The sequence below is a fragment of the Streptomyces sp. NBC_01197 genome, assembly GCF_036010505.1.
In the GTDB taxonomy this organism is placed as follows: Bacteria; Actinomycetota; Actinomycetes; order Streptomycetales; family Streptomycetaceae; genus Streptomyces.
Window position 1 is genome coordinate 6,838,884 of sequence record NZ_CP108569.1, and the last position, 12,576, is coordinate 6,851,459.

Genomic DNA, 12,576 nt, shown 5'->3' on the forward strand with positions numbered 1-12,576 from the left:
TTTACTGAGGTGATGACCACCGCTCAGTACGTCGCCACCATCGACCGGCTGCGGACCCGTGCGTTCCCCACGCGGCGCGGATGGTCGGACACCGGTCCGGGCGGCCCCGGGTACCACCTCGCTGCTCTGATCACCCGCGACACGCTTCTGGGACGCGGGGGCACCTCCGCACCGGAGGCGCAGGCGGAGGACCAGTTCGGGGCCGACTACGAGGCCCTTGTGGCGGTGCTCGACGCGCGGTGGGGCGAAGCGCAGGCGTTCAGCCTCTGGAGCATGCTGACCCGGCGTATGGAGGGGGAGGAGATACCGGAACCCTGGGACGAGTTGTGCACCACCATGTCGTCCCTCCATCTCTGGAGGGCCGAGGAACGGTGGATCGCCGTCGGTGCCGTTCACGGAAGCCAGGAGCACGAGGCTCAACTGGTCGCTGCGGTGACCGACGTGGATCCGCCGTAGCCCGCGCCACCCGGCCGTGGGATCGGATCGTGCCGGGTGCCGGGTGCCGGGTGCCGGGTGCCGGGTGCCGGGTGCCGGGAGGCTCCCTCCCAGCGTCTTTCAGCGTCTCCGGGTGGGGGCGGTGTTCAGCCCGGTGTGCCGGATCCCGGTCGGCTGGGTTACCGCGCGGACTCGGACGTGGCTCGGGCGGGCGCCGTCCGTCCAGGTGCGGTCTGTGTAGGTGTGAGCTGTGCAGGCGTGAGCTGTGCAGATGTGAGCTGCGCAGGCGTGAGTTGCGCGGCTTCGCGCAGTCTGCCGTACTCCTCGGCCATCGTGGCCGCGGTCCAATGGGCGTTGAGGCCGCTCGGGTTGGGCAGTGTCCAGATCCGGGTGGAGCCGATCGTCCGCGTCTGCGGTCCGATCCGTGCCTTGGGTTCTCCGAACGCCGTGCGGTAGGCGGTGACTCCCACGACGGCGAGCCAACGCGGCCTGAGCCTCCCCACCTTGGCCGTCAGAACGCGACCGCCCTCGCGGTACTCCTCGGCGCTCAGCTCATCGGCGCGGGCCGATGCCCGTGCCACCACATTGGTGATGCCGAGGCCGAGCGCGAGCAGTTCGTCCTGCTCCGAAGGGGCCAGTCTGCGTGGCGTGAATCCGGACAGATGCAGCACCGGCCAGAAGCGGTTTCCGGGCCGGGCGAAGTGATGGCCGGTCGCGGCCGTCATCAGGCCGGGGTTGATCCCGCAGAACAGTACGCTCAAGCCCTCCGCGACCACATCGGGGACGATGCGGTCGCGGGCGGCTTCGAGCTCTTCGGGCTTCACCGGCGGGTCAGAGGATCGAGCCGGGGGTGTAGGCAGCGGCCTCCGGGTGCTGCTTGGAGACCTCCTCGATCCGCGAGACCACCGCGGCCACCTGGGCACCCGCAGCGCCGGTGAAGGAGAGCTTGTCCGCCATCAGCGCATCCAACTGCGCCCGGTCGAGGGGCATCCGCTCGTCGGCCGCCAGCTTGTCCAGCAACTCGTTGCGCTCGGCGCCCTGCTCACGCATCGCGAGCGCGGACGCGACCGCGTGCTCCTTGATGACCTCGTGCGCCACCTCGCGGCCGACGCCCGCCCGTACGGCACCCATCAGCACCTTGGTGGTGGCCAGGAACGGCAGGTAGCGGTCCAGTTCGCGAGCGATCACCGCCGGGAACGCGCCGAACTCGTCGAGCACCGTCAGGAAGGTCTCCAACAGCCCGTCGAAGGCGAAGAACGCGTCGGGCAGGGCGACGCGGCGGACGACCGAGCACGACACGTCGCCCTCGTTCCACTGATCGCCGGCCAGCTCGCCGGTCATCGACGCGTAACCGCGCAGGATCACCATCAGACCGTTGACGCGTTCGCAGGAGCGGGTGTTCATCTTGTGCGGCATCGCGGACGAGCCGACCTGCCCCGGCTTGAACCCCTCCGTGACCAGCTCGTGCCCGGCCATCAGCCGGATCGTCCTGGCCAGGGACGAGGGCGCGCCCGCCAGCTGTACGAGCGCGGTCACCACGTCGTAGTCGAGCGAGCGGGGGTACACCTGGCCGACCGATGTGAAGGCGTGCGCGAAGCCGAGGTGCCCAGCGATCCGCTGTTCCAGCTCGGCCAGCTTCGACTCGTCGCCGCCCAGCAGGTCCAGCATGTCCTGTGCGGTGCCGACCGGGCCCTTGATCCCGCGCAGCGGATAACGCCCCAGCAGGTCCTCAAGACGCCCGTACGCCACCAGCAGTTCGTCCGCGGTCGTCGCGAAGCGCTTGCCGAGCGTCGTCGCCTGCGCGGCCACGTTGTGCGAACGCCCGGCCATCACCAGCTCCGCGTGCTCACCGGCCAGCCTGCCGAGGCGGGCGAGCACGGCGACGGTCCGGTCGCGCATCAGCTCGAGCGAGAGCCGGATCTGGAGCTGCTCGACGTTCTCGGTGAGGTCGCGCGACGTCATGCCCTTGTGGATCTGCTCATGTCCCGCCAGGGCGTTGAACTCCTCGATCCGCGCCTTCACGTCGTGCCGCGTGACCTTCTCCCGCTCGGCGATCGAAGCCAGGTCCACCTGGTCGAGCACCCGCTCGTAGTCGGCGACCGCGGTCCCGGGCACCTCGATCCCGAGATCCTGCTGGGCACGCAGCACGGCCAGCCAAAGCTGCCGCTCCAGCCTGACCTTCTGCTCGGGGGACCAGAGGACAGCGAGCTCCGTGGAGGCGTAGCGGCCGGCCAGAACGTTGGGGATGCGAGGCTTTGCAGTCACGTGAAGTGATTCTACTGGCGGTTCCTGCAGGTCCGTGCCCCGGTTCTCTTTGTGCTTTGCTACGGCGTTCGGAGCGGGTCACCGTGTTCGAATGTGCGTTCGGGTATGCTGTGCGGTATGGCTGTCCACCTGCAGAGTTCCCTCTTCGACCAGGGCGACGCGACCGGTCTGCGCCCACTGGCCGGAGTCCACCGCAGCCACCTGGGGCAGGGCGCCTGGATCGATGTACTGCCGCAGTGGCTCACCGGGGCGGACGCGCTCTTCGACGTACTGGTGTGGGACGTCCCCTGGCACGCGGAACAGCGCGTCATGTACGAGCGGGTGGTGGAAGTGCCGAGGCTGCTGTCGTTCTTCGGCGCGGACGACCCCCTGCCGCACCCCGTGCTCGACGAGGCCCGTGACGCGCTCGGGGCACACTACGCCGAGGAGCTCGGAGAGCCCTTCACCACCGCCGGACTGTGCTTCTACCGCGACGGACGGGACGGTGTCGCCTGGCACGGTGACACCATCGGCCGCGGCAGCCGTGAGGACACGATGGTCGCGATCCTCTCGCTCGGCGCTCCCCGGAGCCTCACGCTCCGGCCGCGCGGCGGAGGCGGCACCGTCCGTACGCCGCTCGGGCACGGCGACCTCATCGTGATGGGCGGCAGCTGCCAGCGCACCTGGGAGCACGCCATCCTCAAGACGGCCAAGCCCGTGGGGCCGCGCATCAGCGTGCAGTTCCGCCCGCGCGGGGTGCGCTGAGCCGCGCGGGCGGACGAGCCCACGAGCGTACGGAGGTCTCTACGCCCGGTCCGCACCGTGCCGTCCCGGTCCGCACCCGGTCCGCGGTGTACTGCCCCTGCCCGGCCCGCGCCGTGCCGCGCCGGGACACCACGGTGGAAAACGGGTATGGATACTCCGCCATCACCCAGCCTCTTCCACCGGCCCGGAGCCCCGCCATGCTGCTTCATGAACTCGCCGCCACCTCCCGCGCCGTCGGTTCGCAATCCGCCAGGAACGTGAAGACCGCCCTGCTGGCCGAGTACTTCGGAAGCCTGGAACCGGACGATCTGCCTGCCGCGGTGGCGCTGCTCTCCGGTGAGTCCCGGCGGATGCGGATCGGGGTCGGTCCCGCGGCTCTGCGCGACCTTCCGGAGCCCGCGGCTGATCCGTCGCTCGGTGTGCGGGAGACCCAGGACACCCTGGCCGCGCTGGCCGCCGTGCACGGCCCCGGTTCGCGTGACGAACGGAGCGCCCTGCTCCGGGGGCTGTTCTCCCGGGCCACCGCTTCGGAGCAGTCTTTTCTCGGCGCCGTCCTCGTCGGTGAACTGCGGCAGGGCGCACTCGACTCCGTGGTCGCGGACGCGGTGGCGAAGGCCGCAGGGGTGGCAGCGGCGGAGGTCCGGCGGGCCCTGATGTTCCGCGGCTCCGCCCGTGCCGTGGCGGCTGCAGCTCTGTCGGGCGGGCAGGAGGCGTTGCGGGCCTTCGGCCTGGAAGTGGGCAGGCCGGTGCGGCCGATGCTCGCCGCGGGGGCGCCCGATGTCGGCGCGGCCCTGGAGCGGGTACGGCCCGCCGCTCTGGAGTGGAAGCTGGACGGTATCCGGGTCCAGGTCCACCGGAACGGCGGCGAAGTGGCCGTCTTCACCCGGAGCCTGGACGACATCACCTCGCGGGTGCCGGAAGTGGTCGAGGCGGCAAGGGAGTTGCCGGTGGACTCGGCGGTGCTCGACGGGGAGGCCATCGCGCTGGGACCGGACGGGCGCCCCCTGCCGTTCCAGGTGACGGCCGCCCGTACCGCGTCGCGGCAGGACCCGGCCCGGCTGCGTGCCGACGTGCCGTTGCGGGTGTACTTCTTCGACCTGCTGCACCGCGACGGCGCCGACCTCATCGACCTGCCCGCACAGACCCGCTGGGAGGCACTGGACGCGGTGGTGCCCGTTGAACTGCGTGTTCCGCGTACGGTCACTGGCGAGTCCGCCGAAGCCGAGCGGTTCTTCGCGGACGCCATCACGCAGGGGCAGGAAGGTGTGATGGTCAAGGATCCCGCAGCGCCGTACGCGGCGGGGCGCCGAGGAGCCGGGTGGATCAAGGTGAAGCCCCGGCACACGCTTGACCTGGTCGTGACGGCCGCGGAGTGGGGGCATGGCAGGCGGCAGGGCGTGCTCAGCAATCTCCATCTCGCCGCTCGCGGAGAGGAGGGGGACCCCGGCCCGTGGGTGATGCTGGGCAAGACGTTCAAGGGCCTCACCGACGAACTTCTGGCCTGGCAGACCCGCGAACTGCTGGCGCGCGAGGTGAGCCGGGACGGATATGTCGTACGGGTCCGGCCCGAGCTGGTGGTGGAGGTGGCGTTCGACGGGCTGCAGCGAAGCCCCCGCTATCCGGCCGGTCTCGCCCTGCGCTTCGCACGCGTCATCCGTTACCGCGAGGACAAGGGCCCCGCCGAAGCGGACACCGTTTCCACGGTCCGCGCGCTCGCCCCGGTCGCTCTGTGATGCGGCCATGACGTCCCCGCACCTGCGACACCCCCGCTCCTACGGCACGTCCGGAGCTGCCTCCAGCCGCCGCCAGCCGGTCACGGGGCCGGGGGACCCGTCGTCCGCAGGCGTGATCCAGAACGCCTTTCCGCTGTCGGGGCAGAACTGGGCACCGCTGCGCCCGTCACCCGATGAGCGTCCCGTCAGCCGCCGCCCTATCCACGGCACCAGATGCTCGCGCGCGAACCGAAGGTCACTGCTCCGCCGCGCCATCCACCGGGCCGCCGAGGCCGGGGGCAGCGGCGCCCGCCAGTCGTCCTCCGGCGCCAGTCCCAGCGTCTGCCACACCGCCTCGGCCACCCGGCGGTGGCCCTCGGCTGTCAGATGCAGCCGGTCCACGTCCCACAGCCGCTGATCCCCGAGCGCCGGGGCCCCATAGAGGTCGACGACCAGCGCGCCGTGCCGCGCTGCCAGGTCGTCGATGAAGGTGAACAGCTCCTCCATACGCGGGCGGAAGCGTTCCATCACCGGTCCGTTACGGCCCGGGCTGCGCATCAGCACCAGCTGTCCGCAGGCGGGAGCCAGCCGTCCTGCCGCCTCCTCAAGCCGCCCGAGCACCATCCCCATGTCGCACTTGGGGCGCAGAGTGTCGTTGAGGCCGCCGACCAGCGTCACCACATCAGGCCGGAGCTGCGCCGCCGCTTCCGCCTGCTCGTCGGCGATCTGGCCGATCAGTTTTCCGCGTACGGCGAGATTCGCGTACCGGAAGCCGGTGGTCCGTGTGGCCAGGCGCGCGGCGAGCAGGTCGGCCCAGCCGCGGTACGAGCCGTCGGGCAGGCCGTCCGACATTCCCTCGGTGAAGGAGTCGCCGACCGCGACCAGACTGGTGTAGGAGGCATTCAATTTCATCGCCGGGCGATCGTACCGTGACGCGCCGCTGCCTCCCGGTGGGAGCTTCATGGGGATCTTCAAGCGGGTCTGCCGGGAAAGAGCGGTGCGCGCGCTCAGTCGACGGTTCCGGCCGGCGTCGTCGGAGGCCCGACCAGTTCCCGCAGCACATCCTCCATCGTCACCAGACCGGCGAGTGTGCCGTCGTCGGCCATCACGGCCGCCAGGTGCGTACGGCTGCGGCGCATCGCCGTCAGTACGTCGTCCAGCGGACTGGCGGCACGCACCCGGGCGATGGCCCGCATCGCGGAGACAGCGAACGGCAGATCGCGCGGCAGCGCGTCCAGAGCATCCTTGACGTGCAGATATCCCAGGATCCGGCGGTTGTCGTCCACCACGGGAAAGCGTGAGAAGCCTGATTCGACCGACAGCTGTTCCAGCTTCTCCGGAGTCGTTCCGAGGCGCGCGTAGACCACCTGCTCCAGCGGTACGACCACATCGCGCACCGGCCTCCGGCCCAGCTCCAGGGCGTCGTGCAGCCGCTCGCTGGCCCGGTCGTCGAGCAGTCCGGCCGCCGAGGCGTCGGTCACCAGGCGGGCCAGCTCGTCGTCCGTGAAGGTCGCGGCGACCTCGCTCTTCGCCTCGACCCGCAGCAGCTTCAGCAGGGCATTGGCGAAGGAGTTGATCGCGAAGATCACCGGACGCAGCGCACGCGCCAGTGCGACCAGCGGCGGGCCGAGCAGCAGAGCCGCCCGCACCGGTCCGGCCAGGGCGATGTTCTTCGGGACCATCTCGCCGAAGAGCATGTGCAGATACGTGGCCACGACGAGGCTGATGATGAAGGAGAGCGGGTGGATCAGCCCGCCGGGCATCCCTACCGTGTGGAAGACGGGCTCCAGCAGATGGGCGATGGCCGGCTCGGCGACCACACCGAGCACCAGCGTGCAGAGCGTGATGCCGAGCTGTGCCGCCGCCATCAGCGCCGCCAGATGCTCCAGCCCCCACAGCACGCTCCGGGCCCGCCGGTCGCCCTCATCCGCCGCCGGTTCGATCTGGCTTCGCCGGACGGAGATCAGGGCGAACTCGCCGCCGACGAAGAAGGCGTTGACGACCAGCGTCAGCAGCCCGATGAACAGCTGGACCACGGTCATCGCGAGTCCTCTCCGTGGTCCTTGCTGTCTGTTCTGCCGTCTGTGCCGTCGTCATCGCCACCGGCCGCCACCGGTGCGTGCAGCAGCAGCCGGGCGGCGCGCCGTCCGCTCGCGTCCACCACATCGATCCGCCAGCCGGCCACGTCGACGCTGTCGCCCTCGGCCGGGATACGCCCCAGCTCGGTGGCGACCAGGCCCGCCAGAGTCTCGTACGGCCCTTCGGCGACCCGCAGGCCGATCGTCTCCAGCTGGTCGGTCCTGGCAGCTCCATCGACCGAGTAGACCGGCCGGCCGTCCGCGTCATCGCCCGCGGCGGCGAGATCGGGCGTCTCGTGCGGGTCGTGCTCGTCGCGCACCTCGCCGACGACCTCCTCGACGATGTCCTCCAGCGTGACGACACCGGCCGTGCCGCCGTACTCGTCGATCACCACGGCCATCGTGCGCTTGCCGTACATCCGGTCGAGCAGCCGGTCCACCGTCAGCGTCTCGGGTACGAGCAGGGGCTCGCGGAGCAGCTCGGAGACGGGGAAGCGCGGCCTGCGCTCCACCGGGAGCGCCAGCACGTCCTTGATGTCGGCGACGCCGACGACCTGGTCGAGGCTGCCCCGGTAGACCGGGAAGCGTGACAGGCCGGTGGCGCGGGTGGCGTTGGCGACGTCCTCAGCGCTGGCCTGCACATCGAGCGCCACCACCTGGACTCTGGGGGTCATCACGTTCTCGGCGGTCAGATCCGCCAGGTTGAGCGTGCGGACGAACCGCTCCGCTGTGTCCTCCTCCAGCGCGCCCGCCTTGGCCGAGTGCCGGGCCAGCGCGACCAGCTCCTGGGGCGACCGGGCCGAGGCCAGCTCCTCCGTCGGTTCCATGCCGAGCCGGCGCAGCAGCCTGTTGGCGGTGTTGTTGAGATGGCCGATCAGCGGGCGGAAAAGGGCGCTGAAGTACCGCTGGGGGGTGGCCACCACCTTGGCCACGGCCAGCGGGGAGGAAATCGCCCAGTTCTTCGGTACCAGCTCACCGACCACCATCAGGAAGACGGTGGAGAGGGCGGTACCGATCACCAGGCCCAGCGATGAGGCCGCACCGGACGGGAGGCCCAGCGACTCGATGGGCCCGCGCAGCAGCTTCCCGATCGAGGGCTCGGCGAGCATCCCGATGACCAGGTTGGTGACGGTGATACCGAGCTGGGCGCCCGACAGCTGAAAGGTGAGGCCGCGTACGGCCCGCAGGGCGCTCGTCGCGCCGCGCTCCCCCCGTTCCGCGGCCGCTTCGAGTTCGCTGCGCTCGACGGTCGTGAGCGAGAACTCCGCCGCAACAAAGGCCGAGCAGGCCAGCGAGAGCAGCAGCGCCACGATGAGCAGAAGCACCTCGGTCATCGGTTCACCTCGGTCCCATGATCGGCCAGGGAGGGGAGGAGTGCGCGATGTCGGCTACTGAGATGTCGCTACTGGGGGGCTCGCCCATGGGCGGACGCTCACACCTTCCGGTTGGTGGTACGGCGGACAGCCATCGTAAAGGAAGGGCAAAGGGCGGGTCGCCCCGAGTCCGGCCGGCCGCTCTCACCTCTGCTGTCTCCGGTGCCCGGTCCGGCTGATCGCAACCTTCCGGCGGTCCTGTCCATGGCTACAGCGGCTTGACCCACCGTCGCCAGTGGTCCTCGCGATGGTAGCCAGCGGTGGCCCAGGTGCGGTGGGCCCGTTCGTTGTCCTCCAGGACCATGGCGTCGCCCCGTCGTCCGCCCAGGGCGGCGAATCGCTTTTCCGCTGCCTCCGGGAGGGTGGTGGCGATGCCCTGCCGGCGGCAGTCCGGGTTTACGGCGAGGCGGTAGAGCGAGCAGCGCCATCCATCGAAACCGGCTATCACGGTGCCCGCGAGGAGGCCGTCGCGCTCCGCGATCAGGAGGGCTCCGGGGTCCCGGGTGACGAGGCGGGCCACTCCGTCGTGGTCGTCGCTGACGCTGGTTCCTTCCGCGGCGAGCCGCCAGAACTGCAGTACGGCTTCGAGGTCCGAGAGGGTGGCACAGCGGATGTGAAGATCACTCATGGGTTGAGCCAACCAGAACGCCCGCCCGCCCGGCGACCGGTTTCGCCATGAGCCGGCCGGGTTGTCCGCCTGACGCCGGGTGCCGCGCGACGGCAGCCGTCCCGCGCCGCTCTTGCCGGTGCTAGCGCCTGCGCGCTAGCGTGGTCACGTGGCCAAAACTCAGCTGAACGTCCGCGTGGATGAAGCGACCGCCGAAGCGGCGCGCCAACGCGCCCTCCAGCGCGGTGTGAGCGTGAACCGCTACATCGAGGAGCTGGTAAACCAGGACGCGGGCGAGGTGGGGCACACCTTCGTCGAGGCGGCCGCCGACTTCATGAAGCAGTACGCGTCGGTGTTCGCGGACGAGCCCGCCGCGGAGGGCAAGCGCCGCAAAGGCAGCCGTTGAACCTCAAGATCGATCTGGCCTGGCTGCTCATGGTCGCCGAGCACCGGACCCCCGGGGACCCGCCCGTCATCGACTGGGGCGCGCTGGTGGCGGCCGTCAGCCGGCACGATGCGGAGGTTTTCGGGGTCCCCGTCTACAGCGACCCGTACGCGCGCGCCGCCGCTCTGCTGCAACTGCTGCTGCACGTACCGGCCTTGGAGCACTCCAATGCGATGTTCGCCTCGGCCGTCGCCTACGGCTATCTCGTCGCCTGCGGGCTGAAGATCGTCACCTCGCCCGAGCAGGTCAGAGATCTTGCGCAGCTGGTCAAGCAGGACAAGGCGGATGTCCGGGCCATCGCGGACGAACTGCGCCAGTGGAGCCTGTGAGCGCCCTGTGCACCGCACCCACCCTGTGAATCGCGCCCTGTGAATCGCCGCCTGTGAAACCATCGGGTTGTGGCGCGTTCGTCAGGCATGTCTCGGCCGAGGCGTATCCGCGCAGCTCGCGGCGGTGAGCTTGCAGGAGTGCAACGAGGGCACGCCGAAGATGCAGTCGCAGAGCGCGGTGGGTGTTTCGCGGGCCCGGCCGGGCTTACCTCGTGAGGGGCACCACACCGAGGAGGGCTGCGGTCTTGGTGTACACGGTGTTGGCGAGGGCGTCGTTCAGAGCTAGGCGCGAAGGGGTGTGCGGCCGGGACTTGGTGAAGAAACCCCCACTGGGGTGTGGTGCGGGCGAGGCGGTGGAGAGCCAGACAGGGGTCTGCACCCCTTCGTCCGGGGTGATGGAGAACGGTCGGAACAGAGGGGCGGTCAACCGCATCAGCCCGCCGGCGTTGCTGTTCATCGCGGTGCCCTTGACCATGCCGGGATTGGCGTTGTAAACGCTCATACCGTCGGGCAGGCGGTGTGCCAGTTCTCGCGCCGCCAGGAGGCTGACGAGCTTGCTCGTCGCGTAGACATTGATCTGGTTGTAGAGACGGTTGCTCCACGAGGTTCCCGCCACATCCGGATCGTCCGCGTCGAGGTTGCCTCGCTTTTCCACAAACGAGGACATGTTGATGATCCGAGCCTGGGGTGTAAGCGCTCCTTCGGCCAGCAAGGCGTGAGTGAGCAGAAACGGAGCGTGGTGATTGAGCGCGTAGGTGCGTTCCGCGCCGTCCGCTGTCTGCTCGTACCGCGGGAAGGCTGCTCCTGCGTTGTTGATGAGGATGTCCACTGGGTGGCTGTCGGCGGCCAGTTCCGCGGCCAGCGCCCGTACCTGCGACCACTTCTCCAGGTTGCAGGTGTACGTCCTCGGCGGGGCCGCCTCACTGTCCGAAGGGGCCAAGCCACGCAGGCGTTCAGCAGCGTCCCGGGTGCGCGTCGCGTCCCGGCCGACGAGGACGACGCTGTACCCGGCCTTGACCATTTCGCGTGCCGTCACCGAACCCAGCCCCGAGGCCCCGCCCGTGATGACCGCGGTCTTCCTGCTCATCGCTGCTCCTTTTCCGGGGTGACCATGACGTTGGCGGTCTCACCTGTCGAGTGGGTGTGGTCGATCGCTTGGCGGAGAAGCGCGTGCAGACGCAGCCTGCTCTCGCGGTCAAGGCGGGCGAAGGGTGAGTGCTCAGTGGTGTGCTGGATGACGCGATCACGCAGCGCGCACCCCTCGGAGGTGAGCTGGATGACTTTCACGCGGCGATCGGTGGGGTGGGGCACGCGGCGGACCAGGCCACGCTTCTCCAGCCGGTCAATCATCGATGTGGCGGTCGAGGCGTCGCACTGCAAACGGTCGGCCAGTCGGCGCGCGGTCATCTCCTGCCCGCGACTCAGCCTCCACAGCGCATCGGTCTGGGTATCGGTCAATCCCGCTTCCCGGGCCAGCTCCTTGAGCTCGGTATGCACACGGGCACGAATCGCGAACAGACAGTCGTGGAGCTCTTCGTTCAGCTGCCGGTCATCCATGATCCCAATATACATGGAGAATCCAATCATTGGAAAATCCAAGTACTAAGCGCCGCTACTCGACGCGGATCGGTCGGCGAGGACGCCACGCCCTATCGCCGCTTCACCTCGACGCGCTGAGCAAGCACGGCATCCCGAGGGACAGCGCCGTCATTTTTCATCGAGATCCAGACAACGAGCGATCACCAACTGCCTCCCACACCACCCCGCATTCGCTGTCCCTGGAGATACACAAAGCCAACCGCACCGACCCTCACGAAGTCACCACGGGATCCGGCCGCCGTGCCCTGCCCAGTACGCAGGGTGAGGAAGGCAGCCGCAGACCGGTCTCCGGTACGTTCAGCCGCCGGTAGGCGCCGAGTTCGAAACCCGCCGCCTCGATCGCGGCCAGGGTGTCCCGCGCTGTGTGACAGCCGCCGAAGAGCAGCGGCCAGACCGTACGGTCCAGGGCCCGCTGGGTCGCGGCCATCGCAGGCCCCTGGCCCAGACCGTGCTCGAAGAACCGCAGTTCACCGCCAGGCCGCAGCACCCGCCTGATCTCGGTGAGTGCCTGGGGCAGATCGCGTACGGTGCACAGCACCAGCGACGCCACCGCCGCGTCGAACGTCTCGTCCGGCACGGGAAGGGCCTCCGCCGTCCCCGGCATCACGTCCACCGACACAGGGGCGCGCATCGCGGACCGCACCGCCAACTGCCGCAGGGTGCGCTCCGGTTCGAGGGCCACCACCTCCGAGACCGTTGCCGGATAGTGGGCGAAGTTCAGCCCGTTGCCCGCGCCGATCTCGATCACACGGCCGGAGAGGCCCCCGAGCAGTTCGGCGCGGTGGGCCGCCACCCCCGCCGTGCGGTCGGCGTTGACACTGAACCGGGCGTAGAAACGGGCGAACAGCGGATGGTGCACGGTGTCGCTCGGGATCTTGCTACTGCGCAGCGGCATCGCGGGTCTCCTCCGGCGGACGGGACGGCAGGGGTACACGGTGATGGTCTCCCTGCCCGCCCCGCTCATGCCCAGGATGGCCCGGCGCACTCCG

Annotated in this window: 13 protein-coding genes and 1 pseudogene; 5 read left to right on the plus strand and 9 right to left on the minus strand. The window is 69.8% G+C overall.

Features of this window, described 5'->3' with window-relative positions; genetic code table 11:
- The first annotated feature begins 12 nt into the window (after positions 1 to 12).
- Entirely contained in the window at positions 13 to 456 is a 444-nt protein-coding gene (locus tag OG452_RS31385; RefSeq protein WP_327298919.1) for a hypothetical protein, read from the plus strand.
- A gap of 272 nt (positions 457 to 728) precedes the next feature.
- On the opposite strand, the pseudogene mug reads toward OG452_RS31385, so the two are convergent.
- A pseudogene (gene mug, locus OG452_RS31390) lies at positions 729 to 1,259 on the minus strand (G/U mismatch-specific DNA glycosylase); the annotation flags it as partial.
- A gap of 7 nt (positions 1,260 to 1,266) precedes the next feature.
- Positions 1,267 to 2,700 (minus strand): adenylosuccinate lyase, encoded by a 1,434-nt coding sequence (purB, locus tag OG452_RS31395; RefSeq protein WP_327298920.1) that lies wholly within the window; start codon positions 2,698 to 2,700, stop codon positions 1,267 to 1,269.
- A gap of 117 nt (positions 2,701 to 2,817) precedes the next feature.
- Here purB and OG452_RS31400 point away from each other — a divergent pair, with 117 nt between their 5' ends.
- Together OG452_RS31400 and OG452_RS31405 are read left to right on the plus strand one after the other, a co-directional pair.
- Positions 2,818 to 3,444, plus strand: coding sequence for an alpha-ketoglutarate-dependent dioxygenase AlkB (locus OG452_RS31400; RefSeq protein WP_327298921.1), 627 nt, complete (start codon positions 2,818 to 2,820; stop codon positions 3,442 to 3,444).
- A gap of 197 nt (positions 3,445 to 3,641) precedes the next feature.
- Positions 3,642 to 5,177: an ATP-dependent DNA ligase gene (locus tag OG452_RS31405; protein WP_327298922.1), complete on the plus strand. Its 1,536-nt coding sequence runs from the start codon at positions 3,642 to 3,644 to the stop codon at positions 5,175 to 5,177.
- 39 nt (positions 5,178 to 5,216) lie between these two features.
- Here the strand turns inward: OG452_RS31405 and OG452_RS31410 are convergent, their stop codons facing one another.
- The 4 genes from OG452_RS31410 to OG452_RS31425 form a co-directional block, all read right to left on the minus strand.
- The gene (locus OG452_RS31410) at positions 5,217 to 6,068 is read right to left on the minus strand and encodes an SGNH/GDSL hydrolase family protein (protein ID WP_327298923.1); all 852 of its coding nucleotides are present in this window, start codon (positions 6,066 to 6,068) and stop codon (positions 5,217 to 5,219) included.
- A 95-nt stretch (positions 6,069 to 6,163) separates the two neighbouring features.
- Positions 6,164 to 7,198 (minus strand): hemolysin family protein, encoded by a 1,035-nt coding sequence (locus OG452_RS31415; RefSeq protein ID WP_327298924.1) that lies wholly within the window; start codon positions 7,196 to 7,198, stop codon positions 6,164 to 6,166.
- Positions 7,195 to 8,568, minus strand: coding sequence for a hemolysin family protein (locus OG452_RS31420; RefSeq protein WP_327298925.1), 1,374 nt, complete (start codon positions 8,566 to 8,568; stop codon positions 7,195 to 7,197). Before OG452_RS31420 ends, OG452_RS31415 begins: the two co-directional genes overlap by 4 nt.
- Before the next feature lie 247 nt (positions 8,569 to 8,815).
- Complete coding sequence (locus OG452_RS31425; protein ID WP_327298926.1) at positions 8,816 to 9,235, minus strand: GNAT family N-acetyltransferase; 420 nt, start codon at positions 9,233 to 9,235, stop codon at positions 8,816 to 8,818.
- Positions 9,236 to 9,383: 148 nt separating this feature from the next.
- Between OG452_RS31425 and OG452_RS31430 the strand changes: the two genes are divergently transcribed.
- Positions 9,384 to 9,620, plus strand: a complete 237-nt coding sequence (locus OG452_RS31430) for an antitoxin (protein WP_327298927.1) — start codon at positions 9,384 to 9,386, stop codon at positions 9,618 to 9,620.
- Positions 9,617 to 9,988, plus strand: a complete 372-nt coding sequence (locus OG452_RS31435; protein WP_327298928.1) for a fic family toxin-antitoxin system, toxin component — start codon at positions 9,617 to 9,619, stop codon at positions 9,986 to 9,988. Before OG452_RS31430 ends, OG452_RS31435 begins: the two co-directional genes overlap by 4 nt.
- A gap of 205 nt (positions 9,989 to 10,193) precedes the next feature.
- On the opposite strand, the gene OG452_RS31440 is transcribed toward OG452_RS31435, so the two are convergent.
- The 3 genes from OG452_RS31440 to OG452_RS31450 all read right to left on the minus strand — a co-directional run bounded on the left by OG452_RS31440 (position 10,194) and on the right by OG452_RS31450 (position 12,482).
- Complete coding sequence (locus OG452_RS31440) at positions 10,194 to 11,075, minus strand: SDR family NAD(P)-dependent oxidoreductase (RefSeq protein ID WP_327298929.1); 882 nt, start codon at positions 11,073 to 11,075, stop codon at positions 10,194 to 10,196.
- Entirely contained in the window at positions 11,072 to 11,545 is a 474-nt protein-coding gene (locus OG452_RS31445; RefSeq protein ID WP_327298930.1) for a MarR family winged helix-turn-helix transcriptional regulator, read from the minus strand. The genes OG452_RS31440 and OG452_RS31445 overlap by 4 nt, the downstream gene beginning before the upstream one ends.
- 253 nt (positions 11,546 to 11,798) lie before the next feature.
- On the minus strand, positions 11,799 to 12,482 hold the full coding sequence (locus tag OG452_RS31450; protein ID WP_327298931.1) for a class I SAM-dependent methyltransferase: 684 nt from the start codon (positions 12,480 to 12,482) through the stop codon (positions 11,799 to 11,801).
- Positions 12,483 to 12,576 lie beyond the last annotated feature (94 nt).